Source organism: Bradyrhizobium diazoefficiens (assembly GCF_016616235.1).
Lineage (GTDB): Bacteria > Pseudomonadota > Alphaproteobacteria > Rhizobiales > Xanthobacteraceae > Bradyrhizobium > Bradyrhizobium diazoefficiens_H.
In genome coordinates this window covers 2,951,054-2,976,248 of record NZ_CP067100.1, presented here as the reverse complement: position 1 = coordinate 2,976,248, position 25,195 = coordinate 2,951,054, and the positions used below count along the sequence as shown (strand labels likewise).

Here is a 25,195-nt window from a genome sequence, read left to right as displayed (position 1 = left end):
GGAATGTGGTGGGCAGGAGCGTTGGGACTCGCCTCGTAGCAAATTCTGCCCACTGAGGGAATACCCGCCATCCGCTTTAGCCCAAGTCCAATGACGGGAGCGTGAACCCCGGCGTCCCCCCGGACAACAAACAGGCGCCTCTGCTCTTATGGGACCGCCGTCATGCGTCGCCTCCTCGCCGCACTCTGCCTGCTCGCCGCCGCGCTGTGGACCGTGCCCGCCTTGGCGCAGGCGCGCAATCAGCTCGGGCCGCTCTGCACCACCGAGAGCACGCCGGCGGACCAGATGGTCAATGCCTGCAGCAAGATCATGGCGCTGAAAGTATTCAAGGGCGAGCAGCTCGCGACCGTCTATTTCTGGCGCGCGGTGGGCTGGAACAAGAAGGGCGATTACGCCAAGGTCATCGCTGACACGACCGAAGCAATCCGGCTCCAGCCGAGCCAGGCGGCCTACAATCTCAGGGGGTCGGCCTATTTCGACAAGGCCGACTACGACATCGCGATCGCCGATTTCGACGATGCGCTCAAGCTCGGTCCGCCCAGCGGCATCATCTTCCACAATCGCGGCAATGCTTGGCGCGGCAAGGGCGACTACGCCAAGGCCATCGCCGATTACGATTTGTCGATCAAGGCCGATCCGAAGTCGGCGTTCTCATTCCAGAACCGCGGCATCTCGAAACAGGCGCTCGGCGATCTCGACGGCGCGATCACCGACATCAACCAGGCGATCCGGCTCGACCCGACCCTGCCGCAGCCGCTGATCAGCCGCACCTCGATCTGGCGCGCCAAGGGCGACCTCGATCGCGCCATCGCCGATAGCAGCGAGGCGATCCGGCTCGCCAAGGAGAAGCCGCCAGTCAACATCATGACGCCGCCGAACAGCGTGCTGATCGCCGGCTATTTCCACCGCGCACTGGCCTATGAGGCCAAGGGCGAGTACGCGCATGCGCGCGACGACTACAACGCGACGCTCGCAATCGTGGCCTCGGATGCCGGCAGCAAGGCCAACCAAGCCACCGCAAAGGTGCGGCTGTTGCTGGTGACCGATGCAGCCGCGCCGATCCCGCGCGATGCGCCGTCGCCGGTGACGCAGCCGACGGCAGCCCCTGCCCCGCAGCAGACCGGCGCGGCACCTACGCCCTCGCCTGCTCCGGCTGCGCACGGCACGCGCATGGCGCTGGTCATCGGCAACGGCGCCTATGCGCATGTCAAGGCGCTGCCCAACCCGCCGAACGACGCGCGGGCGGTCGCCAGGAGCCTGCGCGACATCGGCTTCACGGTGGCCGAGGGCGTCGACCTCGACCGCGCCACGATGCAGAAGATGACGCGCGATTTCCTGCGCGATGCGGCACGGGCGCAGGTCGCATTGGTCTACTATGCCGGGCACGGCGTGCAGGTCGACGGCCGCAACTATCTCGTTCCCGTTGACGTCGAGCTCAAGCCGGGCGCGAGCATGACGGAAGCGATGATCGATATGGACACGATCATGGCCGGCCTCGACGACCAAGTCCGCACCAACATCTTGATCTTCGACGCCTGCCGCAACAATCCGATGGCGCAGCAGATGGCGAGCGCCGGCACCAATCGGGCTATCGAGGGGGCATCGGGCCTTGCAGCGCCGACGAGCCTGGGTGCCGGCGCGACGCTCGGCGCCGGCACGCTGATCGCCTTCGCCACCGCGCCCGGCCAGGTCGCGCTCGACGGCGAAGGCGCCAACTCGCCGTTCTCCGCCGCGCTCTCGCGCCACATCGGCACGCCGGGGCTGGAGGTGCAGCAGATGCTGACGCGGGTTCGGGCCGAAGTGGTGTCGAGCACGAAGAACAAGCAGGTGCCGTGGTCGAACTCGTCGCTGCTGGGCGAGGTCTATCTGGCGGAGAAGTGAGTTGGTCTCGTGCCCCGGAGGCAGCGCAGCGCTTCTTCAGCGGTGCGCTGCCGAGCCGGGGCCTATATCATCGAAGAGCAAGTCTAGCAGCATGGGTCCCGGCTCTGCGCAGCAACGCAAGAGCGTTGCACGCGCGTCCGGGACACGAGCGAGGCTAGCTGCGAGGCTCAGTTGCCCCACACTTCCTTCGCGATCTCGACCGCGAGGCTGAGCTTGGCCCACTGCTCCTCCTCGGAGAGGATGTTGCCCTCTTCGGTCGAAGCAAAGCCGCACTGCGGCGAGAGCGCGAGTTGCTCCAGCGGGGCGAACTTGGCGGCTTCTTCCAGACGGCGCTTGATGTCGTCCTTCTTCTCGAGCTCGCCGAACTTCGAGGTGATGACGCCGACCACGACCACCTTGTTGCCCTTGGGCAGGAAGCGCAGCGGCTCGAAGCCGCCGGCGCGATCACTGTCGTATTCGAGGAAATAGCCGTCGTAATTGGTGCCGGCGAGCATGGTCTCGGCTACCGGCTCGTAGCCGCCCGAGGAAATCCAGGTCGAGCGGAAATTGCCGCGGCAGACATGCGTCGTCACCACCATGTCGGCGGGCTTCTCGGCCAGCGCGTAGTTGATGATGCGGGCATAGATCTGCTGCAGGCCGTCCGGATTGTCGCCACGCTCGCGCGCCTTCTGCAACTCGTCCTGCGAGCAGAGATAGGCCCACACGGTGTCGTCGAATTGCAGATAGCGGCAGCCGGCGTCGTAGAACGCCTTCACGGCCTTGCGGTAGGTCTTGCCGAGATCCTCGTAGAAGGCGTCGAGGTCGGGATAGACGTCCTTGGAGATCGACTTGCGACCGCCGCGGAAGTGCAGCACCGCGGGCGACGGGATCGTCATCTTGGCCGTGACGTGGGCCTGGTCGGCGACCTTCTTCAGGAAGCGGAAGTGGTCCAGCATGGGATGCTCATCGGGGAAGTCGAGCCTGCCGATCACGCGCACCGCATCATGCCGGGTCTCAACGCCCGCGAACTGGATGCCGGTGTCGGGATGGAACATCTCGCAACCGGTGAGCTTGGCCAGAAAATCGAAATGCCACCAGGAGCGGCGGAATTCGCCGTCGGTCGCGAGCTTCAGCCCGATCGAAGCCTGCTTGTGCACGACCTTCTCGATCTCCATGTCCTCGATCTTGCGCAGATCGTCGGCCGAGATCTCGCCCTTCTCGAGCTTGGCACGGGCGTCCTTGATCTTGGCGGGGCGCAGGAGGCTGCCGACTTCGTCGGCACGGAAGGGGGCTTTGGTTCGCTGCATTATTTACTCCCGAGATATTTTAGTGGGCCGCCGCCCCTGCGACGCCGAGGTGGCGCTCGAGGACCGACGGGTCGGCCTTCAGCGCGGCGCTCGGAGCGTCGTGGACGATCGTTCCGCGCTCCAATATCACAACGCGGTCGGCCAGCCCCAGAATCTTTTGGGCGTTCTGCTCGACAATGATCGAGCAGATGCCGCCCGCCCGGGTGATGGCCCCGATCGCCTTCAAGAGCTCCTCGACGATGATGGGGGCCAGCCCCTCGGTCGGCTCGTCCAGCAGCAGGACCTTGGGGTTGAGGGTCAGCGCGCGGCCGATCGCCAGCATCTGCTGCTCGCCGCCGGAGAGCTGGTTGCCGAAATTGCTCCGCCGCTCCTTCAGCCGCGGGAACATCTCGTAGACCTTCTCGACGGTCCAGGGGCCGGGCTGCGCCACCGCGGTCATGTTCTCTTCCACCGTGAGCGAGCGGAAGATGTTGCGCTCCTGCGGCACCCAGCCGATCCCGGCGCGCGCCCGCTGGTCGGGCCGCAAACCTGTGACGTCGGTGCCGGCCAATCCGACGGTGCCGGAGAAACGGCGGGTGACGCCGACGATGGAGTTGATCAGCGTGGTCTTGCCGGTGCCGTTGCGGCCCAAGAGCGCCAACACCTGCCCCTCGGCGAGGCGCAGGGACATGTTGGGCAGCACCACCGCCTCGCCGTAACCGGCGCGCAAGCTATCGATCGCGAGCAGGTCAGACATTGACCGCCTCCTCGCCGAGATAGACCGCCTTCACCTGCGGATCGCGCGCGACCTGGTCGGGCGGGCCTTCGGTGAGCAGCGCGCCGGAGACCAGCACCGAGATGCGGTCGGCGAAGGAGAAGACGAGGTCCATGTCGTGCTCGATCAGCAGCACCGTGACGTCGCGCGGCAGGCTGCCTACGACGGCGAGAATGTCGTGGCGCTCGCTCTCGGGGACGCCGGCTGCGGGCTCGTCAAGCAGCAGCACGCGCGGCTTGGCGGCGATCGCGACCGCGATCTCGAGCAGGCGCTGCTTGCCGTAAGGCAAGGTCACCGTCTGCTCGTTCATGACGTCGAGCAGATGGAAGCGCGCCAAGAGATCGGCGATCTCGTCATTGACGTCGCTGCGCGTGCCCATCCGCCGCCACCAGTCGCCGCCATGGCCGAGACGTTCGGACACGGCAAGGCCGATGGTTTCGAGCGGGCTCAGGTCCGGATAGAGCTGGTTGATCTGAAAGGTGCGCGACAGGCCGCGCAGCACGCGCTTGTGCACGGGCAAATCGGTGATGTCCTGGCCTTCGAGCAGGATGCGGCCGGAGTTCGGCTTCAGCACGCCGGTGAGCTGGTTGATGACCGTGGTCTTGCCGGCGCCGTTCGGGCCGATCAGCGCGTGACGGGCGCCCTGCTCGATCCTGAGCGACAGATCGCGAGTGACACGCAGGCCGCCAAAGGTCTTTTCGAGATTTTGGGTTTCGAGCGCGATGGTCATGCGTCGCTCTCCGGCACAGCGACGACGGCCTTGCGCCCGGCCACCTGCTTGATCACGAGGTTCGGGACATACAGCACCCAGCGATGCAGGCGCTGGCGGCCGACCAGCACGATCACGACCAGCACGAGGCCGATCCAGAACTGCCAGTATTGCGGGGTGATGGTGGAGAACACTTCCTGGAGCATGCGGAAGATCACCGCGCCGATCAGGCCGCCATAGAGATAGCCGGTGCCGCCGATCACCAGCACCAGCATCAGGTCGGCGGAGCGTTCGAAGGCGAACACGTCGAGCGAGGCGATCGCGGTGGTCTGGGTGAACAGCGCGCCTGCGACGCCAGCATAGAACGCAGCCAACGTGTAGATCGCGATCAGGCGGCGGTTGACGGGGATGCCGATCGCAGCGGCCCGCAGCGGATTATTCTTGATCGCGCGCAGCGACAGGCCGAACGGCGAATGCACGATACGGCGGGCGAGCAGGAACAGCAGAAACAGGACAGTCAGCGAATAGAAGAAGCCGGCCTTGCCGAACATGTCGAACGGGATTTCGCCGAAGATCGGCTGCATCTCGATCCCTTGCAAGCCGTCGGTGCCGCCGGTGACGTTGGAGAAACGCTCGGCCAGCGCCTCCAGCAGCAGCGCGATGCCGAGCGTGACCATCAGCCGGGTCAAGTCGACACCGCGGATCACCAGGAAGCTGGTGGCAAAACCGAGCACCATCGCCGCGAGCCCGGCAACGATGAGGGCCAGCACGGGCTCGTTGACGATCCCGTGCAAGGCGAGCAGCCCCGCGGCATAGGCGCCGACGCCGAAGAAGGCGGCATGGCCGAGCGAGACGATGCCGGCGTAGCCGAGGATCAGGTCGAGCGACATCGTGAACAGCGCCAAGCGCAGGATGTCGGTCATGATCAGATAGCGGGTGGGGAACAGAAACCCGCAGGCCAGCACGATCAGCCAGAAGGCGACTTCACCATAGTGCCAGCGCGCCTGGCGCTGGGCATGATAACCGACGTCGGAGGCAGCGCTCATCGGCGAACTCAACGCGCGGCGGTGCGGCCGAACAGGCCGTTCGGGCGCCAGATCAGAATCACGATCATCATGGTGTAGATCACGAAGGGGCCCATCTTCGGCACGTAATATTTGCCGGCGACGTCGCCGATGCCGAGCAGGAGCGAGGCCAGGAACGGGCCGGTGATGGAGGAAGAGCCGCCGACCGTGACCACGATCAGGAAGTAGATCATGAACTTGAGCGGAAAATACGGATCGAGGCCGAGGATCTCAGCGCTGAGCGCACCGCCGAGGCCGGCGAGGCCGCATCCGAATGCGAAGGTGAAGGCGAACACCTGCGGCACGTTGATGCCGAGGCCGCTTGCCGCCCGCGGATCATCGACCGCGGCCCGCAAGCGGCTGCCGAAACGGGTCTTCGCCAATACCATCTGGAGAGCGATGGTGAGCAGGCCGCAGATCACGATGATCATCAACCGGTAGCGGCCGATGCCGACGCCGAACAGGTCGAACTGGCCCTGGAGCGCGGCCGGCAGGTTGATGAAGACGCGCGAGGAGCCCTGGATGTAGTCCACGGCCGCAACCGACATGAAGGTCAGGCCGATGGTGAACAGCACCTGGTCGAGATGGCTGCGCGCATAGAGGTGCCGGTAGAGCGTGCGCTCGAGCAGGATACCGATTGCAGCCGACGAGACGAAGGCGAGCGGCAGCGCGGCGAAGAACGGCCAGCCCGTCCGGTTGACCAGCACCATGCAGACATAGCCGCCGGCCATGGCAAAGGCGCCGTGGGCGAGGTTGACGAAGTTCATCAGGCCGAGCGTGACCGCGAGCCCGCAGGCCAGCACGAACAGCAGCATGCCGTAGGCGACGCCATCGAACAGGTTGGTGAGGATTGAGGTCATCGAGGCGTGGATCGCTATCGAGAAGACAGGAGGTTTGGCGGAGTCCGCTGCTGCGCTCCCTCTCCCGCTTGCGGGAGAGGGGTGGGGAGAGGGTGTCTCCGCAAAGGGACAATCCCTTGGTCGAAAGAGCCCTCACCCGACGCTTCGCGTCGACCTCTCCCGCAAGCGGGAGAGGTGAGCGAGCGCGTCACTTCTTGGTCTTGCCGAGATCCTTGACGGCTTCGAAGGTCGCGAACTCGACGTTGTAGAGCTCGCCGTCGACCTTCTCGACCTTGCGGATATAGATGTTCTGCACGATATCGCGCGTCTCGGGATCGATCGAGATCGGGCCGCGCGGGCTCTCCCACTTCTGGCCCTTCATGGCCTCGACCAGCTTGGTGCCGTCGGTGTCGCCACCCGTCTTCTTCAGCGCCTCGTAGATCAGGTGGATGCCGTCATAGCCGCTCACCGCCATGAAGCCGGGTCGGCTGCCGAACGCCTTCTTGTAGGCCGCGACGAAGTCCTTGTTCATCTGCGAGGGATGCGCCGCCGAATAGAGATGCGCGGTGACGGTGCCGAGCACGGCGTCGCCCATGTTGTTGAGCAGGTCGTCATCGGTGACGTCGCCGGGTCCAATGACCTTGATGCCGGCCTTGTCGAGGCCGCGCTCGGCATATTGCTTCATGAAGTTGCCGCCCTGGCCGGCCGGCACGAACACGAAGATCGCGTCGGGCTTGGCGTCCTTCATGCGCTGCAGGAACGGCGCGAAGTCGGGATTTTGCAAGGGCACCTTGACCTCTTCAACTACTTCGCCGCCGCCAGCGGTGAAGTTCTGCTTGAAGAAGTTGAGCGCATCATTGCCTGGCGCGTAGTCCGAGGTGAGCGTCGCCACCTTCTTGATGCCGTTCTTCACCGCCCAGTCGCCGATGATCGTGGAGGACTGCGCCAGCGTGAAGCTGGTGCGCACGATGTAGGGCGAACGCTCGGTGATGATCGAGGTGCCGGCCGCCATCACGACTTCCGGAATCTTGGCCTGGGTCGCGAGCGGCGCGGCGGCGAGCGCGGCCGGCGTCACGCCGAAGCCCGCGATGAAATTGACCTTATCGTTGACGATCAGCTCCTGCGCGGCGGTCTTGGTCTTGTCCGGAATGGCCGCATCGTCCTTGACGATGATCTCGACCTTCTTGCCGGCGACGGTGTCGCCCTTCTGCTGCATGTAGAGCTTGATCGCGTTCTCGATCTGCTTGCCGGTCGAAGCCTGGCCGCCGGTCATCGGCAGGATCAGGCCGACCTTGACGGTGTCCTCGGCCCTCGCCGGCATGACGGCCGCGAGGCTCGCGATGGCAGCCGCTGCTGCGGTCGTTGAGAAAATCTTGCGTTCGAACATCAGATGTCCCTCCCCTTCATTCCCGACCTCTTGTGCGCCGGACCGAGTGCCCGGTCCTTGCCTTAGGCTTAGCTCACGCACGCACGATGTCGCCTGTCACATGGCATATTTCACGCCCTCATTGTCAATCGGACGTTTGGCGACCATTCGGCGCAAGTCGCGCGTTCCGATGACTGAGAGCGCAGAGCGGTGCCGCGGTTACACCGGGGTAACCCGAGCATCCGGATCTTATCCGCCATCATTTGTACGAATGTACAAATAAAATGGACCTGTCAACGAAAAAGCCCCGCATCCGGCAAGCCGGTTTGTCGCGAGCCTGATGCCGCACTTTAGGAACGCCAGCGGCCAGGAGGATGGAGGAATTCGTCCTTCTTTTGCAGAATTCGGACAACAGGCAGGTCTCGGCGACGCAACTAGGTAATTCGGTACCTATCTCGAATAAGACTATTTTACCTTGTTGAAGGCTATTCTCCGATGCCGGCCTGAGCTGGCGCACAAACGACAGGACCCGCGCTCCCACGATGCCCAAGTCTTTCCGCTCCGTCCTCACCCTCGTCGCGCTCGCTGCGGGGCTGTGCGGCTGCGGCACCGTCAACGAGAAGCTCTCGGCCGGCATGGGCGACTACATCCCGCAATGGGCCGGCGGCCTGCCGGCGGATGCTCCGCCGCGGCCGGGCACGCCGCAATACGAGGCTTACATGAAGGAACGCGAGCGCAAGCGGCTGCTACCGGCGGCTGATCGTGAGAAGGAGGAGCAGGCGCAGAAGGGGGCGACGGGGTCCACGTCGGCCGGCGCGGTGCACTAGACAGTGTGCTCCCTCGCCCCGCTTGCGGGCAGAGGTAAACCAGATCAATCCACGAACACCACGGTCTTGCGACCGTTGAGGATCACACGGTCGTCAAGGTGGTAACGGATCGCGCGGGCAAGAACGCGGCGTTCGATGTCGCGGCCCTTGCGGACGAGATCTTCCGGCGTGTCGCGATGGCTGATCCGCTCGACGTCCTGGTCGATGATCGGGCCCTCGTCGAGGTCGCGCGTGACGTAATGCGCGGTGGCACCGATCAGCTTCACCCCGCGCTCATGGGCCTGGTGATAGGGTTTTGCGCCCTTGAAGCCCGGCAAAAACGAATGATGGATGTTGATGCAGCGCCCCGACAGCTTGGCCGAGAGATCGTCGGATAGAATCTGCATGTAGCGGGCGAGCACGACGAGATCGGTGCCGGTCCTGGCGACGAGATCGATGATCTGCGCTTCCTGCTCGCGCTTGGTCTCCTTGGCGACAGGCAGATGGTGGAACGGGATGCCGCCTAAATCGAGCCCGGCATAGACCTCGCGCGGGTGGTTGGAGACGATCGCGGTCGGGACCATCGGCAATTCGCCGGTGCGCCAGCGATAGAGGATGTCGACCAGGCAATGGTCGGACTTCGACACCAGCAGCATCACCTTGCGATGCGCGGCGCGGTCGCGCATCTGCCACTCCATGCCAAAGCGCTCAGCGATCGCGGCAAAGCCGGTCTGGAGCGCCGATAGTTCCACGGCGAGATCGGCCGCGGTGAACACCACGCGCATGAAGAATTTCCTGGTCTCGACGTCGTCGAACTGCTGGGCGTCGAGAATGTTCTGTCCGTTGTGGGCCAAAAAGGTTGACACCGCCGAGACGATGCCGGGGCGATCCGGGCAGGACAGGGTCAGGACATATTGATGATTGGGCATGGCTGTTGAAGAAATGACTCTTGATGAAGGTTGGGCAAAGGCTCACGGGGCCTCTGCGATTTCCGCCTGCTCTAGCACCGACCCCAGCCTTGCGCCAATCCCGACCGCGGAGTCAGGATGAACAGACGATTTCTGACCGGAGCACGCCCATGGCCGACCGCTTGAACGGCACCCGCATCCTGATCCTGGAAACGCGCGAGGAGGCGCAGTTTTCAAAACTCCTTGCCGAGCAAGGTGCCGAGGTCGTGCAATGCCCGATGTTCACGATCGAGGATGCGCCGGACCCTGCACCGGTCGAGGCCTGGATCCGCCGCGCCATCGACAGGCCGTTCGACGATCTCGTGCTGATGACCGGCGAAGGCCTGCGGCGATTGATGAAGCTCGCGCGCGCCCGCCGGCTCGACCAGGCGCTGGTGGCGGCGCTGGCCAGATCGCGCAAATTCACCCGCGGCCCGAAGCCTGGCAAGGCGCTGCGCGAGCTCGGTCTCGAGGCACAGCAGACCACGGACAAGCCGACCACCGACGGCGTCATCGCGATGCTGGGCAAGCTCGACCTGAAGGGACGACGCCTCGGCCTCCAGCTCTATCCCGACAAGGACCACAGCGCGCTGACCGGCGCGCTGACCGCGCAAGGCGCCGAGGTCGATAGCGTGCTGCCCTACGCTTACGACTCAAAGGCCGCGGATGCCAGCATCGTCGCCGCCATCGACGATATGGCCGAGGGGGGAATCGATTCCATCGCGCTGACCAATCTCGGCCAGGTGCGTCGCCTGATCGAAGCCGCGAAAGCCCATGGCAGCGAGGCGAAGCTGCGCGCGGGGCTGGACCGCACGCTGATCGCCTCGGTCGGACCGGCAGTCTCCGGCGAGCTCGCCGCGCATGGCCTGCGCACCGATGTCTTGCCGGCGGATGAAGCCTATTTCATGCGTCCGCTGATCTCGGCGATGGCCGCAGCGCTGAGGGAGAGGAAGCCAAGGGTGGCGGCGAAATAAATTCCGCCTGGGTCGTCAGGAAGCATGACCGCGCATGACACGATACACGCTGGCGCTTCCTTCAACGCCGCGAAGAGGTGCATCAAACTCGGCGATTGAATGCCCGGAAAGGAGATCGCTCACTCCTGGCGCTGAATACAGCGCCTCCGAGATACAAATCTCGCCCGCGTCCGCCAGCGACTGCACACGCGCGGCAACATTCACGGTCTGACCGAAATAATCCAAATTGTCGTTCAGCGTTACGGCGATGGAAGGGCCGCAATGGGCTCCAATCTTCAGGATGATGCTCGGATCGCCATGCTCGGAGTTGTGGCGTTCAATTTCCCCCAGCATGTGGAGCGCCGCCGAAACCGCGTCCGTTGGACGAGAGAAGACAGCCATCACCGCGTCCCCAATCGTCTTGACGATGGCTCCGGAATGTTCCTGGACGGTCGCTCCGAGCAGGGCAAAATGTTCGCGGACCAGCGCATAGGCATTGAGATCGCCGAGTCGTTCGTACATGGCGGTCGAACCCTTGATATCCGTGAACAGCAAGGTCACCTGCCGGATACCCAGGCCCTCCCTTTCGTCCACGCGTTCTGACCGGAACAGGCGGCGAAATGTCTGTCGCGCAAGCAACATCCCACCAGACATGTAGGGATCGAACTCAAGCGGCGGTTTGATCGTTTGGGCCAGAACTTCAGGCGGCCAATTGATCAGGAGCAAGGAGCCTCGCATCGCTCCGGTGTTCTCCACCTCGACGATGACGGGACCGGGCGGTACGGCGGCCAGCGAAGAAGAAAAGCGCTGCCCATCATATCCAATTCGCAAGATCGTCGGCGTGGTCGTCGGCTCGCCGGCCACAGCAACGACGAACGCTGACTGGGTTTGAACATTGACCCCCGCCAGAGCGCCGGGACCGAGCTCGCAACGAATGGTCGTGGCGGAACCTGGCGGCAAGAACGAAAGGCCGCGAACGAGCGCATGCAAATAGTCGAGAAATCGGATTTGCTGGCCTGGTATCCGCGCGTCATTCAGAAATCGAAGCTTCCAATGAAAATCCTCGACCGAAAGGGAGGCGGGATCATGAAAAGGAAGCCGCCGGAGTTGCGGCGACACCGTAAACGTGACCTCTATGAAGTCGTCGAGATCAGTGTCGCCAGTGACGTCGCACAAACCGCAAACATAGTGGGTCTTGAGCGTGCGCAAGGCGCCGAAGCTCTCGAGCACCATGCCGGATTGGGGACAAACAACGTCCCAGCTCATCTCGAATAGCCCGCATCTCGTCGCGTAGAGAAACAGGTCTATGCTTTCCGGCTCTGCTATGGCGCGGTCGCGCGCGAATGCTAGAGGATTGACCCGGTAGAGCGATAGATCGTCACCGCCCCTGATGAGCGTTTCGAATTTGGAGATCACGCGGGGGCTCCAGGATCGGGCCTGCTCGATCTCGGTCATCTTGCTTTCGAGGAGCGTTTCCTGAATGTGAGTCATTGCACGCCCAGGTCATTATGTTCGTCATGTGCAGGCACGATCGGAAAAGCGGCGACAGCAATCCAAGCGCGCGGGCGCATGCCGCCGCGGCAAGGGCAACACGCCAATCAGCCGGGATGCCTAGCCTGCCACCTGCGAAGCGGCCGACATCAACTCACCCGGGCTCGGCATCCCGAACATGCGCTGGCCGCCTTCGGGCACTTCGGTAAAGCTCCAGCGCACGACCCCTTCCCGATCGAGCAGGAATTGGCCGAATAGCTGGCCCTGGCCCGTTGCCGCCATACGCTGGTCGGCTTCCATCATCTCGTAGCCATCCTTCTTGTTGAGTTGCCCGGCAGCCGCCAAACGATTCATCGGCCCGGGCAGTTCTCCGGGAATGTCCACTTGCATGCTCATGACCACATCCATGCCTACCTTGCGCGGCCACTCGGTTTCTTTCTCGGTGAACTCGAGATTGGGCAGGCCGAACGCGCGGTGCGAGACCCGCTCGGGATCGGACGCGGCGAGCAGATTGGGCAACGGGTGATAGCGGAAGTAGAGCCGCGCGCGTTCGATCGGCGTATTGACGACCGTCAGACTTTCGACGCCCTTGTCACGCAGAGCCGCATCAAGCTGCGCCTGTGCCGCGATATGGCGGCGACAGAACGGGCAGTGCAGGCCTCGAAACAGGCCGACCAATATCGGGCTTTGCCCGCGAAAATCCTCAAGTGCGATCTTCCCTTCGCGCGTGATCGCGTCCAGCACAATATTCGGCGCGCGGTCGCCCGGTTGAAGCGGTCCATCGACATGACGTTCTGACATGATTGAACTCCTTCACACTGATTAGTCGAGAAATGGCAGTACGATCAGCCCTGCGGGATCAAGCCCGTGCCGGGCACAGACGTCATGGGCCAGCGCGAAATACCGCTCGGCCTCGGGCATGTCACCTCGATCAAGGTTCAGCGTCGCCAGACCATCATAGCATGGAAAGAGCTGCTGCGGCTCGCCGGTTTCGCTCGCGACCTCGATGGCCTCATTATAGCAGCGGGCGGCCTCATCGGGCCGGAAATGGCATTGATGGATTTGCCCGAGCACGATCAGGGGCACCGGGAGGTGCTCGCGCTGATCGAGCGCACGGTCGATCTCGATCGCCCTTTCGGCAGCGGGCACACCTTGATCGGTGCATTTGTCCGTGAAGGTGCAACAGGCAACGGCAAAATTGGCAAGAAGGCGCGCCTGGAACCCGAGATCGCCAATACGATGCGCGAGATCCAGCCCCCGCCGACAAACCTCCATGGCTTGCGCCGGGTCGACAATCGTGTAGAGCACCGCGAGATTGGTGTAGCCGCGGCAGGCCACGTTGAAAAGGCCGGCGGCTTCGGCTGCCGCGACACTTTGCTCCACCTCGCGCACCGCATCCTGGTTTCGTCCAAGCCGCGCCAGTGCAACCGCCTTGGTGTTGAGGGCCTCCGCAATGGCGCGCGCCGCCTCGAGTCGGGCCTGTTCGTCCGCGGCCGCCGGCGCGGATCGGGCATAGCCAAGCGCCTCGTCAGCCCATCTCGCGGCGGCCATATGATCGCCCATGCGAAAGGCGAGACGGCCTCGCTCCTGCGAGAGGTGCGCCCACTCGATGGGCGCTTCGGCCTCTCCAAGCCGTTTAGCCGCCTCGGCGTAATGCGTCTCGGCCTTGATCCGCTTGCCGGCGTCCCACAGCAACCGGCCAAGCTTGCGAAGAATTCGCGCCTCGCCAATGCAGTCCCCTGCTGCACGGTGGCCTTCCAGCGCGCTCTGGTAGTGCTCTTCGGCCGTGTTGCGGCGGCCGGCCGCGCCACAGAGGTCCGCGATCCGCTCGTACAGGACCAGCCGCTCCGGGTCGCATTCGCCCTCGGTCAACAGCACTGCGAGAGCCTGTTGGTAGAGACGGATGGCATCGTCATTGGCGTAGGTCGCGCGTGCGCGATCGCCGGCGGCGCGCAGATAACGCGCGCCTTTCGGCTTGCGCGCGCTGAGGCTGAAGTGATGTCCGAGCAGGACGAGGTCTTCGAGTCGTTCGGGCTCCTTACCGTAAAGCTGCTCCAGCGCGACACCAATACGTCCATGAAGCTCGATCCGCCGCTGCAAGAGCAGGTTTTGATAGATCACGTCCTGAAGCATAGTCTGCGTGAAACGGTACGATCGCAGCGAAATCGAATTGGCGCCCGCGACCTCCTCGACGATCTCGGCGTCGCACAGAAGTTCGAGCCCTGCCTCCACCTTCGCCCGCTCGGTTGCTGTCGCACCGAGGAGAGCCACATCGAAGCGCGGGCCGATCACCGCGGCCTCCTGCGCCAGCCGGCGCACCTCATGCGGCAGCCGATCCAGGCGCGCCAGCAACAGAGCCTGAATGCTTGCCGGGATATCGGCGGCGGCTTCATCCGACTTGATGCGCCAATGCGAGCCGTCACGCTTCAGGGCGCCAGCTTCGATGAGACCGCGGATGATTTCCTCGAGGAAAAGCGGATTGCCGCTGGCGCGCTCCAGGATTCGGGTGAACAGATCTCCCGGCGGCTCTTGCCAACCGTGACTGAAATAGGCCGCGAGCAGCTTCTGTCCGTCAACGTCACCGAGCGGAGGCAATCGAAGGGTCGTGTGGCTGATCCGAGCCGAGCCGAATTGATCCAGCTCCAGCATTGGCCGATGCGTAAGCAACAGCATCAGCCGCGCGCGCTCCAACCGGTCCATCAGGAATCGCAGCGCTTCGAGAGACACGGCATCGGCCCAGTGCAGATCCTCGACAATGATCAGAAGCGGCGACAAGGCCAGACGCCGTTCGAAGACGGTCCGGATCGCAAAGAATATCTGCCGCCGGAGCTGTTCGGGCTCGACATGCTGCAATACGGCGTCCGCGCCGCCGAGACCAAGAACGTGGACATAGAGCGGCATCAACCGCTCGGTCTCCTCAGCCGCAAGGCCAAGCTCTGACAGAGCTTCGGCCAGCCTGGCCTCAGCCTCCGCGGCGCTTGCCTTCTGCGCGATGCCGTAGGCGCTGCGCAGCACTGCGGCGAGCGTGCCGTAGGACTGTTCGCCGAGTGGCGAGCAGACGGCCTGCCGGATCGCCACACCTTCGAAGCGCCCTTCGTCGCGGATATGGGCTATCAATTCGTTCACCAGCCGCGTTTTGCCGATGCCCGCTTCACCGACCAGCCGCACCAGTTGCGCCGCGCCGCCGCACGCGCGATCGAGGCTGTCGATCACGCGAGCAAGCTCGGCGTCGCGGCCGACCAGGGGCGCACTGAGGCCCAGCGTGTCGAGGCCTCGTGCCGCGCGCGGCACGTCGAGCAGCCCCTTGAGACGGTGGACCAGGACACTGCCCGTCTTGCCCTTGAGCGAGACCTCGCCAAGCGATTCATACGCGAATGCATGCCGGGTCAGACGGTAGGTCAACGGCCCGACCAGCACCTCCTCCGGTGGCGCCATCGACTGCAATCGCTGAGCCGTATTCACCGTGTCACCGGTCACCGAGTAGGATTTGGCAACGCCCACGCCCAGTCCGCCCGCGACCACGTGCCCGGTGTTGATACCGATATGGAGCCGCAGGGGTGACCCGGCAAATGCCATCACCCGCTCGCTGAGCTGCGCCGTCCGTTTGATCATGTCGATGGCAGCCCGGACCGCCCGCTCCGGATCGTCCTCGTGCGCAGCCGGCGCACCGAACAGCGCCAGCAGCGCGTCGCCGATGAACTTGTCCACGAAGCCGCCAAAGCCTTGCACGGCCGCCGTCAACTCCTGGAACAACTCGTTCTGAACGGTTTGCATGACCTCGGGGTCGAGGCGTTCGCTCATCGCAGTGAAGCCGCTGAGATCGGCAAACAGCACGGTGATGGTGCGGCGGTTGGCTTCGTTATCGATTTTATCCGCCTGCAGTCGAAATTCGTGTTGAGTCTCGGACGCCGGCAGGAGCGGTGGAGAGGACGACGACCTGATCGGAACCGTCATCGAGTTTGTCCGCTGCAATGCCTGCTCGCCACCCTGGAGGGCCTCACCGACAAGCGCGCCGCATTTCGGGCAGTAGACGAAATCCGGTGCGCATGGAAAGCCGCAGCCAGCGCACGCGCGCGGCTGCTTCGTGCCGCACTTCGGGCAGAAGGCAAAGCCTTTCTGAACCTCAGAACCGCAACCCGAGCACGTCATGGCCCCAAACCTTCCGGAAGCCGTGATCCGCGATCTGCTGGACCCATCCAATGGGCCCGGGATATGGAGCACAATGGGCTCGGCGCGCTGGAAGAGCAAGTGCGGCCGGTCTACTCCCCCGTAGCGAGCCCGCACGGCGAGGCGATGTTGCGGATGCGCTGGCGAATCGAAAGGCAGCTGCTGCGCGCCGACCCGCACGCGGTGGCCACATGTCCGCATGCGATAGCGCCAATTGACACAAGCAGCATCACCGCTACCCTACCGAGCAGGACAAACAACAAGGGCAGGAATCGCCGTGAGTCGAGTCATCGCGCTGTGAGCGCAGCCGAACAGCGTTCCGCGCTCGCGCCGTTTCGCATCCGCAACTATCGCTTCCAGTGGCCCTCCGACCTGCTCACCTCCTGGGCATTCGAGGTCGAGACGCTGGTGCTCGGCTGGTACATCATGGTCGAGACCGGCTCGGTGCTTCTGCTCACCGTCCTTGCCTCGCTCCAGTTCGTCGGGACGCTGGTCGCGCCGGTGTTCGGCATGATCGGCGACCGCATCGGTCATCGCGATCTCCTGGTCGTGATGCGTCTTGCCTATACGGTGCTCTCCTCGACCATCATGGTTCTGGCGCTGACCGGTCATTTGTCACCGCTGAGCGTCATGGTCATCGTCGCGCTCATGGGACTGATCCGCCCTTCGGATCTTGGCGTCCGCGGCGCGCTGCTCGCCGACATCATGCCGGCCGAGCAGCTGGTGGGCGCCATCAGCGTTGCGCGCACGACCCAGGACAGCGCGCGCATCGCCGGCGCTTTGACGGGCGCCGGGCTGTTCGCCCTGCTCGGCATCGGACTCGTTTATGTCGCGATCGCCTGTCTCTACCTCGCAGCCGCCCTTCTCATGATGTGCCTGACCCGGCCAAAAAAGTCCGTCGTCACGAGCGATCTTCCGGTGAACAGCCACGCTGTTTCGCGATTGCTTGGCGATCTGAAGGAAGGGATCGTCTACGCCTGGAATGGCCCGGGCATGCGTGCAGCACTGTGCGTCGCCTTCCTGGCCAATCTCACCGCGTTTCCCTTCACCGGCGGACTGTTGCCCTACATCGCGCGGGAGATCTTTCACACCGACCAGACCGGCCTCGGTTATCTCTCGGCGAGCTTCGCGGTCGGCTCGCTGATCGGCTCGATCACGCTCAGCCTCGTCAGCGGCTTGCGCATCGCCCGGCTGCTGATCGGTGCGACGCTGGCCTGGTACGCCATGCTGCTGGTGTTCGTCGAGATCAGGACCATGCCGGTGGCGATGGCCTGCCTCGTGCTCGCCGGCATCGCCCAGAGCATGTCGATGATCTCGGCTGCCGTGATCCTGATGCGCACGGCCAGCGCGCACCTGCGCGGCCGCGTCATGGGCGTGCGCATGATGGTGATCTACGGCCTGCCGCTCGGATTGCTCGCGGCCGGCAGCCTGATCGACGTCATCGGCTATTCCGCGACGGGTTCGCTCTATGCTGCCTCGGGGTTTGTCGCGATGCTGGCGATCGCGGTGCGCTGGCGCGCCGACCTCTGGCCCGTGCACGCCCCCGCCAATGCGCGCTAGAGCCCCGTTCCGATGGAATCGGAACGGGCCTCTAGATTCTTGCTTGACGCGTTTTCTTCGCGAACCGGTCTCCACTTCGCTCGGAAACGCTCTAATCCCCGTAACCGCGCAGGCGCTCGATATCGAGGATGGTGACCCCGCCGTACTCCAGCCGCAACAGCCCCTCCTTCTCCAGCCGGTTCAATGCGCGATTGGCATTCTGGCGCGACATGCCGGAGAGCGCGCCGATCTCCTCCTGGGTGATCTCCAGATGGGCCGTCGATTCCGGATAGAGGATCGGGTTGAACAGCGAGGCGATGCTGCGGGCGAGACGCGCCGTGGCATCGAGCGTGCGGTTGACCTCGAGCATGCCGATGAACTGGCCGAGCCGCTCGTTGAGCTGGCGCACCAGGAAGCGGTTGAAGCCGACGCTGTTCTCGAACAGCCACATGAAGGCGCTGCGTTCCATCAGCGCAACGCGGCTGTCGCGCAGCGCGACCACATCGTAGCGGCGCGGCTCGTTCTTGAGCACGCTGCCCTCGCCAAACCAGGCCCCGGCGGTGAGCCCGGCGAGGCTGGTCTCCTTGCCGTCGCGCGAGACCCCGCCCATGCGGGCAAGGCCGCTCACCATGCCGGCCCAATAGGCAAACGTGTCGCCGCGCATGAACACGGTCTCGCCGGTGCCGTAGGACCGCTCCGTGATCCCGGCGCGGGCGACCTCGATCTCTGCTGGCGAAAGCTCGCGCGACCAGGCGGCGACGCGCTTCAGATGATCCTCTGAAATCATGATCCCGAAGCCAACCGCACCGTTTCGTCACTCCGCCTTTTGCCGCAATGCAGCATGATGGTTTCGGCCCCTCATCCGACGAAAGATGAAGGCCGATCCTCCCCGAAAAAACTTTCTCGCAGAATTGTCAGGCGGGAGACATTTCAAAATAGCGCTTTCTCTTATTGAGGGCCACAACGGACGATGCGGCTTTTGATCCCAAACGGGAACGGGAGTAGCGCGGCTTCCGGTGAAGGCCATCTGCTGCATGGCCTCACCGGCGCGGCCGTACTAGGATCGCCTGAGAGGAACGGACGAAGAGCGCCACTGAAAGCGCCATCACCGGGAGGGTTTCGTTTGGTGGCTACCAGTCTCGAAGTGCGCGGCGTGTCCTTGCGATTCGGCGGCGTACGCGCGCTGACCGATGTCAGCTTCGCCATCAGGGAGGGCGAACTGTTCTCGATCATCGGCCCTAACGGGGCCGGCAAGACCTCGATCGTGAACTGCATTTCCGGCCGCTACAAGCCGACCGAGGGCCAGCTGTTCTACCACGGCCGCGACATCACCGGCCTGACGCCGAATGCGCGTCCCACCCTCGGCATCGGCCGCACCTTCCAGAATCTGGCGCTGTTCCACCACATGAGCGTTCTCGACAACATCATGGTCGGGCGCCATCATCTGCTGAAGAACAACTTCCTCACCGGCTCACTGTACTGGCTCACCGGCGCACGCAAGGAAGAGCTCGCGCACCGCCGCAAGGTCGAGGAGATCATCGACTTCCTCGATCTCCAGTCGGTGCGCAAGGCGACAGCCGGCACCCTCTCCTATGGCCTGCGTAAGCGCGTCGAGCTCGCCCGCGCCATGGCGCTGGAGCCGCGCCTGATTCTCCTCGACGAGCCGATGGCCGGCATGAACTTCGAGGAGAAGGAGGACATGGCCCGCTACATCGTCGACCTCAACGAGGAGTTCGGCATGACGGTGGTGATGATCGAGCACGACATGGGCGTGGTCATGGACATCTCCCACCGCGTCACGGTGCTGGATTTCGGCCGCAAGATCGCCGAGGGCGATCCCGCCGCAGTCCTCGCCGATCCCCACGTCAGGCGCGCCTATCTCGGCGAGGAGGACGAGGTGCTGGTCGATCCCGACGATGCGCCGCCGGCGCAGGAGAGCGCGGCATGATGGATTACGCAGGCCGCGTCGCGCAGGCCGACACCTATCCAAAGATGCTCCGCCTCAACGCCAGGGAGTACGGCAGCGAGATCGCGTTGCGCGAGAAGGATCTCGGCCTATGGCGCATCTTCACCTGGAACGACTACCAGACCCGGGTGCGCGACTTCGCGCTCGGTCTCGTCGAGCTGGGGCTCGGCCGAGGCGACGTCATCGGCATCATCGGCGACAACCGGCCGGACTGGGTCGCGGCGGAAGTGGCGACGCACGCGATCGGCGGATTGAGCCTCGGGCTCTATCGCGACGTGCTGGATGATGAGGCCTCCTATCTCCTCAACTATGGCGAGGCCCAGCTGGTCTTCGCCGAGGACGAGGAGCAGGTCGACAAGCTGCTCACCCTCGCCGACCGCGTGCCCAGGCTGAAGCACATCATCTATTCCGATCCGCGCGGCATGCGGAAATATGACGATCCGCGGCTGATGTCGGCGGAGAAATTCGCCGAGCTCGGCCGCACCCGCGCGGCGCGCGAGCCGGAGCTTTACGATAAGCTGGTCGATGAGACACGCGGCGAAGATGTTGCGATCCTCTGCACGACGTCGGGCACCACCTCGCATCCCAAGCTCGCGATGCTCGCGGCCGGCCGCGTGCTCGGCCATTGCGCGACCTATCTCGCTTTCGATCCGAAGGGACCGGACGACGAATACGTCTCGGTGCTGCCGCTGCCCTGGATCATGGAACAGGTCTATGTGCTCGGCAAAGGCCTGTTGTGCCGGATGAAGATCAACTTCGTCGAAGAGCCTGATACCATGATGAACGATCTGCGCGAGATCGCGCCGACGTTCGTGCTCTTTGCCCCACGCGTCTGGGAATCGATCGCCGCCGACGTCCGCGCCAAGGTGATGGACGCGACGCCTTTCAAGCAGCGCCTGTTCGACCTCGGCATGAAGTCGGGTCTCGCCGCGCTCGAGCAGGGCAAGCGCTCTGGCTTTGCCGACGCGATCCTGTTCCGTGCATTGCGCGACCGTCTCGGCTTCACCCGCCTGCGTTCGGCCGCGACCGGCGGCGCTGCGCTCGGCCCTGATACCTTCAAGTTCTTCCAGGCCATGGGCCTGCCGCTGCGCACGCTCTACGGCCAGACCGAGCTGTTAGGGGCCTACACGCTGCATCCCAAGGGCAAGGTCGACCCTGATACGACAGGCGTGCCGATGGCCGACAGCGTCGAAATCCGCATCGACAATCCCGACGTCCACGGCGTCGGCGAGATCGTGGTGCGGCACCCCAACATGTTCTTAGGCTACTACAAGAACCCGGAGGCGAGCGTCGCCGACATCAGGGACGGCTGGATGCTGTCGGGTGACGCTGGCTACTTCAACGACAACAAGCAACTCGTGGTCATCGACCGCATCAAGGACCTCGCCGAAACCTCGCGCGGCGAGCGGTTCTCGCCGCAATTCATCGAAAACAAGCTGAAGTTCTCGCCTTATATTGCCGAAGCCGTGGTGCTCGGGGCCGGCCGCGACGCGCTCGCGGCGATGATCTGCATCCGCTACTCCATCATCTCGAAATGGGCGGAGAAGAACCGGCTCTCCTTCACCACCTACAGCGACCTCGCCTCGCGATCCGAGGTCTATGCGCTGCTGCGCAAGGAAGTCGAGACGGTGAACGCCACCTTGCCGCCGGCGCAGCGCATCTCGCGCTTCCTCCTGCTCTACAAGGAGCTCGACGCCGACGACGGCGAGCTGACCCGCACCCGAAAGGTGCGCCGCAGCGTCATCAACGAGAAATACGCTGGGATCATCGACGCCATCTACCGCGGCGTCGCCGACATCCCCGTCGACACCGTAATCCGCTTCCAGGACGGCACCACGCAGAGGGTGCGCACGACGCTGCGGGTGGTGGATCTGGGCGGGCCTGGGCATTTGGCGGAGGCGGCGGAGTGAAGCAATCTAGCGCGCCGAACGCCGCTGCCCTTCGCCTCTCCCCGCTTGCGGGGAGAGGCCGGAGCGCGTCAGCGATCCGGGTGAGGGGTCCTCTCTCCGTACCTTCGCTGCCGAGACATCCCCTCACCCGTCTTCGCCTCGCGAAGCCACCCTCTCCCACAAGGGGAGAGGGGACGACCGCGCCGGATTTGTGAGCGAGCATCATGGCATGAACACCGCCTTCCTCATTCAGCTCCTGGTCAACGGCCTCGTGGTCGGCACGCTCTATGGCGTCGTCGCGATGTCGTTCGTGCTGATCTACAAGGCGACGCAGGTCGTCAATTTCGCGCAAGGCGAGTTGCTGCTGGTCGGCGCCTGGGTGTGCTGGGCGTTGCTGGCGAAATACCAGGTGCCGTTCTGGATCGGCATGCCCTTGACGCTGGTGTTCATGTTCGTGTTCGGCATCGCGATCCAGGTGCTGATCCTGCGGCCGATGATCGGCGAGCCCATCATCTCGGTGATCATGATCACGATCGGTCTCTCCACCGTGCTCCAGGCGACGCTGAAATGGATGTTCGGCGTCAACCCGCAACCGTTCCCGCGCGTGTTCGAGAGCCAGTCGGTGAGCCTGTTCGGGCTCCAGATCCAGACCGTCTACGTCATGAGCCTCGTGGTCTCGCTCGCGATGATGATCGGCATGGCCTGGTTCTTCCGAGCTTCCAAATACGGCCTTGCGATGCGCGCCACGGCATTCAACCAGCAGGTGGCGCAATCGCTCGGCATTTCCGTGAAAAGCGTATTCGCGATGGCCTGGGCGATCTCGGCGACGGTGTCGGCGGTTGCGGGCGTCGTCGTCGCCGTGGTGAACGGCGTCTCCTCGGGCCTCGCCGGCTACGGGATCAAGGTGTTTCCCGCGGCAATTCTCGGCGGGCTCGATTCCGTCGGCGGCGCGGTGCTCGGCGGCATCATCATCGGGCTGCTCGAGAACGTCGCGCAATACGTCGACAGCGAGTATCTGCACTGGGGCAATCTCTACGAGATCGCGCCGTTCTACGTCCTCATCATCGTGCTGATGATCAAGCCCTACGGCCTGTTCGGCACCCACGACATCGAGCGGATCTGACCATGGCCGGCCCTGCCCTCATCCCCGCTGGTGATTTCCGCACCTCCTACGCGGCCGACACCACGGTCTTCCCGACGACGACCAGCCGCAATTTTGCGATAGCGGGCGTTGCGCTGCTGTGCCTCGCGCCGCAGCTCTTCAGCGGCTACTGGCTCAGCATCCTGATCCAGATCGGCATCTTCTCGATCGCGGCTCTCGGGCTGAACATCCTGGTCGGCTTCACCGGCCAGATCTCGATCGGGCACGCCGCCTTCTTCCTGCTCGGCGCCTTCACCTCGGCCTACATCTCCAACAATGCGCCGATCCCGGTGTTCTTCGCGATCCCGCTGGCGGGCGTCGTCACCGCCTTGGTCGGACTGATCTTCGGCATCCCGGCGGCACGGCTGAAGGGACTCTACCTCGTCATCGCGACGCTGGCGGCGCAATACATCCTGCTCGACTTCTTCTCGCGCGCCGAATGGTTCTCCGGCGGATCGGTGCCCGCAAGCGCCAATCCGTTCTCAATCTTCGGCTACACGCTGCGCGGGGATAAGCAATATTTCTACGTCGTGCTGGCCTATGTGCTGGCGAGCTACATCCTCGTCACCAATCTGATGCGCACGCGCGACGGCCGCGCGCTGGTGGCGATCCGCGACCATTATCTCTCCGCCGAGATCATGGGCATCAACCTCACCAAATACCGCACGCTGTCGTTCGGCCTTGCCGCGTTCTTCGCCGGCATCGCCGGCGCGCTGTATGCCCACTATCAGCTCGTGGTGTCGCAGGAAGGATTCGGGATCGAGCGCTCGATCCTGTTCCTGGCCATGATCATCATCGGCGGCACCGGCTCGATCATGGGCACACTGATGGGCACCGCCTTTGTGGTGCTGCTGCCTGAAACGATGGAGTTCATCAGCCTCTATTTGAAAGGCGGCGCCATCGACAAGGCTCTGTCGCTCAACAACAACATCACCTTCCTGCGCGAGATCGCGATCGGGGTGATCATCATCGCATTTTTGATGTTCGAGCCTGACGGGCTCGCGCATCGCTGGCGGCAGATCAAGGCGTACTGGAAACTCTACCCGTTCTCGCATTGAGCGCGGCAACTCTCGAACCAATGAACAACAGGAGGAGGCAACCCATGAAGACAAAATCCCTTTTGAGCACCGCATCGCTCGCGCTGGCGATCGCAGCCTTTTCGGCGAGCGCGCAGGCGCAGATCGCAATCGGCCACCTCGCCGATTATTCCGGCGGCACCTCCGACGTCGGCACGCCCTACGGCCAGGCCGTCGCCGACACCTTCGCCTGGGTCAACAAGAACGGCGGCGTCGGCGGCAAGCAGCTCAACGTCGACACCAACGACTATGGCTATCAGGTGCCGCGCGCGATCGCTCTCTACAAGAAGTGGTCGGCGCCCGACAGCAAGGTCGCGGCGATCATGGGCTGGGGCACCGCCGATACCGAAGCGCTGACCGGCTTCCTCGCCCAGGACAAGATCCCTGATATGTCCGGCTCCTATGCCGCGGCGCTGACCGACCCGGAAGGCACCAGCGGCAAGGCCAAGCCCGCTCCTTACAATTTCTTCTACGGCCCGAGCTACTCGGACTCGCTGCGCGCGATGCTGATGTGGGCGGCCGAGGACTGGAAGGCCAAGGGCAAGTCCGGCAAGCCGAAATTCGTGCACATGGGAGCCAACCATCCCTATCCGAACGCGCCGAAGGCCGCGGGCGAGGCCATGGCGCAGGAGCTCGGCTTCGAGGTGCTGCCGCCGCTGGTGTTCGCGCTCACGCCGGGCGACTACAGCGCGCAGTGTCTGAGCCTGAAGTCGTCAGGCGCCAACTACGCCTATCTCGGCAACACCGCGGCCTCCAACATCTCCGTGATGAAGGCCTGCAAGACCGCCGGCGTCGACATCCAGTTCCTCGGCAATGTCTGGGGCATGGACGAGAACGCGGCCAAGACGGCGGGCGATGCCGCCAACGGCGTGATCTTCCCCTTGCGCACGGCGGTGAGCTGGGGCGGCGATGCGCCCGGCATGAAGACCGTGATGGAGATCTCGAAGATGTCCGACGCCAGCGGAAAGGTCTATCGCCCGGTGCATTACGTCGCCGCCGTCTGCTCGGCGCTGTACATGAAGGAGGCGATCGATTGGGCTGCCAAGAACGGCGGCGCCACCGGCGAGAACGTCGCCAAGGGCTTCTACCAGAAGAAGGACTGGGTCCCGGCAGGCATGGAAGGCGTCTGCAATCCCTCGACCTGGACCGCCAAGGACCACCGCGGCACGTTGAAGGTCGATCTCTATCGCACCAAGGTCGCGGGCGCGACCGACGGTGACCTCAACGATCTCATGGCCAAAGGCACGATCAAGCTCGAGAAGGTCAAGACCATCGAGCTGCCGCGCAAGCCGGAGCTGCTGGGCTGGTGAGCCCGGCGCTC

General features: G+C 64.1%; 20 protein-coding genes. 9 read left to right on the top strand and 11 right to left on the bottom strand.

Features of this window, described 5'->3' with window-relative positions; genetic code table 11:
• The first annotated feature begins 162 nt into the window (after window positions 1-162).
• The gene (locus JJB99_RS14015; RefSeq protein ID WP_200499303.1) at window positions 163-1,881 is read left to right on the top strand and encodes a caspase family protein; all 1,719 of its coding nucleotides are present in this window, start codon (window positions 163-165) and stop codon (window positions 1,879-1,881) included.
• Window positions 1,882-2,048: 167 nt separating this feature from the next.
• Here JJB99_RS14015 and JJB99_RS14010 read toward each other — a convergent pair whose 3' ends face one another.
• The 6 genes from JJB99_RS14010 to JJB99_RS13985 all read right to left on the bottom strand — a co-directional run bounded on the left by JJB99_RS14010 (window position 2,049) and on the right by JJB99_RS13985 (window position 7,920).
• Window positions 2,049-3,167 (bottom strand): cobalamin-independent methionine synthase II family protein, encoded by a 1,119-nt coding sequence (locus JJB99_RS14010; RefSeq protein ID WP_200499302.1) that lies wholly within the window; start codon window positions 3,165-3,167, stop codon window positions 2,049-2,051.
• Between the two features lie 19 nt (window positions 3,168-3,186).
• Window positions 3,187-3,903, bottom strand: coding sequence for an ABC transporter ATP-binding protein (locus JJB99_RS14005; RefSeq protein WP_200499301.1), 717 nt, complete (start codon window positions 3,901-3,903; stop codon window positions 3,187-3,189).
• Window positions 3,896-4,651, bottom strand: a complete 756-nt coding sequence (locus JJB99_RS14000) for an ABC transporter ATP-binding protein (RefSeq protein WP_200499300.1) — start codon at window positions 4,649-4,651, stop codon at window positions 3,896-3,898. Before JJB99_RS14000 ends, JJB99_RS14005 begins: the two co-directional genes overlap by 8 nt.
• Entirely contained in the window at window positions 4,648-5,676 is a 1,029-nt protein-coding gene (locus JJB99_RS13995) for a branched-chain amino acid ABC transporter permease (RefSeq protein ID WP_200499299.1), read from the bottom strand. Before JJB99_RS13995 ends, JJB99_RS14000 begins: the two co-directional genes overlap by 4 nt.
• 8 nt (window positions 5,677-5,684) lie before the next feature.
• Window positions 5,685-6,554, bottom strand: a complete 870-nt coding sequence (locus JJB99_RS13990) for a branched-chain amino acid ABC transporter permease (protein WP_200499298.1) — start codon at window positions 6,552-6,554, stop codon at window positions 5,685-5,687.
• A 187-nt stretch (window positions 6,555-6,741) separates the two neighbouring features.
• Entirely contained in the window at window positions 6,742-7,920 is a 1,179-nt protein-coding gene (locus JJB99_RS13985) for an ABC transporter substrate-binding protein (protein ID WP_200499297.1), read from the bottom strand.
• A 521-nt stretch (window positions 7,921-8,441) separates the two neighbouring features.
• On the opposite strand from JJB99_RS13985, the gene JJB99_RS13980 reads away from it, so the two are divergent.
• On the top strand, window positions 8,442-8,726 hold the full coding sequence (locus JJB99_RS13980; protein ID WP_200499296.1) for a hypothetical protein: 285 nt from the start codon (window positions 8,442-8,444) through the stop codon (window positions 8,724-8,726).
• A gap of 44 nt (window positions 8,727-8,770) precedes the next feature.
• Here JJB99_RS13980 and purU read toward each other — a convergent pair whose 3' ends face one another.
• Complete coding sequence (gene purU / locus JJB99_RS13975) at window positions 8,771-9,634, bottom strand: formyltetrahydrofolate deformylase (RefSeq protein ID WP_200499295.1); 864 nt, start codon at window positions 9,632-9,634, stop codon at window positions 8,771-8,773.
• A gap of 149 nt (window positions 9,635-9,783) precedes the next feature.
• Between purU and JJB99_RS13970 the strand changes: the two genes are divergently transcribed.
• Window positions 9,784-10,626 (top strand): uroporphyrinogen-III synthase, encoded by an 843-nt coding sequence (locus tag JJB99_RS13970; RefSeq protein WP_200499294.1) that lies wholly within the window; start codon window positions 9,784-9,786, stop codon window positions 10,624-10,626.
• Between the two features lie 15 nt (window positions 10,627-10,641).
• Here the strand turns inward: JJB99_RS13970 and JJB99_RS13965 are convergent, their stop codons facing one another.
• The 3 genes from JJB99_RS13965 to JJB99_RS13955 form a co-directional block, all read right to left on the bottom strand.
• Entirely contained in the window at window positions 10,642-12,096 is a 1,455-nt protein-coding gene (locus JJB99_RS13965) for an adenylate/guanylate cyclase domain-containing protein (RefSeq protein WP_200499293.1), read from the bottom strand.
• 120 nt (window positions 12,097-12,216) lie between these two features.
• Window positions 12,217-12,897, bottom strand: coding sequence for a redoxin domain-containing protein (locus tag JJB99_RS13960; RefSeq protein WP_200499292.1), 681 nt, complete (start codon window positions 12,895-12,897; stop codon window positions 12,217-12,219).
• A gap of 21 nt (window positions 12,898-12,918) precedes the next feature.
• Window positions 12,919-16,245: an adenylate/guanylate cyclase domain-containing protein gene (locus JJB99_RS13955; RefSeq protein WP_200499291.1), complete on the bottom strand. Its 3,327-nt coding sequence runs from the start codon at window positions 16,243-16,245 to the stop codon at window positions 12,919-12,921.
• A 315-nt stretch (window positions 16,246-16,560) separates the two neighbouring features.
• Between JJB99_RS13955 and JJB99_RS13950 the strand changes: the two genes are divergently transcribed.
• Window positions 16,561-17,823: an MFS transporter gene (locus tag JJB99_RS13950; RefSeq protein WP_200499290.1), complete on the top strand. Its 1,263-nt coding sequence runs from the start codon at window positions 16,561-16,563 to the stop codon at window positions 17,821-17,823.
• A gap of 91 nt (window positions 17,824-17,914) precedes the next feature.
• On the opposite strand, the gene JJB99_RS13945 is transcribed toward JJB99_RS13950, so the two are convergent.
• Window positions 17,915-18,589 (bottom strand): Crp/Fnr family transcriptional regulator, encoded by a 675-nt coding sequence (locus JJB99_RS13945; RefSeq protein WP_200499289.1) that lies wholly within the window; start codon window positions 18,587-18,589, stop codon window positions 17,915-17,917.
• 339 nt (window positions 18,590-18,928) lie between these two features.
• On the opposite strand from JJB99_RS13945, the gene JJB99_RS13940 reads away from it, so the two are divergent.
• From JJB99_RS13940 to JJB99_RS13920, 5 genes are all read left to right on the top strand, one after another.
• Window positions 18,929-19,750, top strand: a complete 822-nt coding sequence (locus JJB99_RS13940) for an ABC transporter ATP-binding protein (RefSeq protein WP_200499288.1) — start codon at window positions 18,929-18,931, stop codon at window positions 19,748-19,750.
• Window positions 19,747-21,678, top strand: a complete 1,932-nt coding sequence (locus JJB99_RS13935) for a long-chain fatty acid--CoA ligase (protein ID WP_200499287.1) — start codon at window positions 19,747-19,749, stop codon at window positions 21,676-21,678. The genes JJB99_RS13940 and JJB99_RS13935 overlap by 4 nt, the downstream gene beginning before the upstream one ends.
• Window positions 21,679-21,886: 208 nt before the next feature.
• Entirely contained in the window at window positions 21,887-22,780 is an 894-nt protein-coding gene (locus JJB99_RS13930) for a branched-chain amino acid ABC transporter permease (RefSeq protein WP_200499286.1), read from the top strand.
• A gap of 2 nt (window positions 22,781-22,782) precedes the next feature.
• Window positions 22,783-23,856 (top strand): branched-chain amino acid ABC transporter permease, encoded by a 1,074-nt coding sequence (locus tag JJB99_RS13925; protein ID WP_200499285.1) that lies wholly within the window; start codon window positions 22,783-22,785, stop codon window positions 23,854-23,856.
• A gap of 44 nt (window positions 23,857-23,900) precedes the next feature.
• Window positions 23,901-25,184, top strand: a complete 1,284-nt coding sequence (locus JJB99_RS13920) for an ABC transporter substrate-binding protein (RefSeq protein ID WP_200499284.1) — start codon at window positions 23,901-23,903, stop codon at window positions 25,182-25,184.
• The last annotated feature ends 11 nt before the right edge of the window (window positions 25,185-25,195 follow it).

Coding starts and splice junctions, on each gene's coding strand:
- JJB99_RS14015 (WP_200499303.1), top strand. CDS start 163: ATGCGTCGCCTCCTCGCCGCACTCTGCCTGCTCGCCGCCGCGCTGTGG.
- JJB99_RS14010 (WP_200499302.1), bottom strand. CDS start 3,167: ATGCAGCGAACCAAAGCCCCCTTCCGTGCCGACGAAGTCGGCAGCCTC.
- JJB99_RS14005 (WP_200499301.1), bottom strand. CDS start 3,903: ATGTCTGACCTGCTCGCGATCGATAGCTTGCGCGCCGGTTACGGCGAG.
- JJB99_RS14000 (WP_200499300.1), bottom strand. CDS start 4,651: ATGACCATCGCGCTCGAAACCCAAAATCTCGAAAAGACCTTTGGCGGC.
- JJB99_RS13995 (WP_200499299.1), bottom strand. CDS start 5,676: ATGAGCGCTGCCTCCGACGTCGGTTATCATGCCCAGCGCCAGGCGCGC.
- JJB99_RS13990 (WP_200499298.1), bottom strand. CDS start 6,554: ATGACCTCAATCCTCACCAACCTGTTCGATGGCGTCGCCTACGGCATG.
- JJB99_RS13985 (WP_200499297.1), bottom strand. CDS start 7,920: ATGTTCGAACGCAAGATTTTCTCAACGACCGCAGCAGCGGCTGCCATC.
- JJB99_RS13980 (WP_200499296.1), top strand. CDS start 8,442: ATGCCCAAGTCTTTCCGCTCCGTCCTCACCCTCGTCGCGCTCGCTGCG.
- purU (WP_200499295.1), bottom strand. CDS start 9,634: ATGCCCAATCATCAATATGTCCTGACCCTGTCCTGCCCGGATCGCCCC.
- JJB99_RS13970 (WP_200499294.1), top strand. CDS start 9,784: ATGGCCGACCGCTTGAACGGCACCCGCATCCTGATCCTGGAAACGCGC.
- JJB99_RS13965 (WP_200499293.1), bottom strand. CDS start 12,096: ATGACTCACATTCAGGAAACGCTCCTCGAAAGCAAGATGACCGAGATC.
- JJB99_RS13960 (WP_200499292.1), bottom strand. CDS start 12,897: ATGTCAGAACGTCATGTCGATGGACCGCTTCAACCGGGCGACCGCGCG.
- JJB99_RS13955 (WP_200499291.1), bottom strand. CDS start 16,245: ATGACGTGCTCGGGTTGCGGTTCTGAGGTTCAGAAAGGCTTTGCCTTC.
- JJB99_RS13945 (WP_200499289.1), bottom strand. CDS start 18,589: ATGATTTCAGAGGATCATCTGAAGCGCGTCGCCGCCTGGTCGCGCGAG.
- JJB99_RS13935 (WP_200499287.1), top strand. CDS start 19,747: ATGATGGATTACGCAGGCCGCGTCGCGCAGGCCGACACCTATCCAAAG.
- JJB99_RS13930 (WP_200499286.1), top strand. CDS start 21,887: ATGAACACCGCCTTCCTCATTCAGCTCCTGGTCAACGGCCTCGTGGTC.
- JJB99_RS13925 (WP_200499285.1), top strand. CDS start 22,783: ATGGCCGGCCCTGCCCTCATCCCCGCTGGTGATTTCCGCACCTCCTAC.
- JJB99_RS13920 (WP_200499284.1), top strand. CDS start 23,901: ATGAAGACAAAATCCCTTTTGAGCACCGCATCGCTCGCGCTGGCGATC.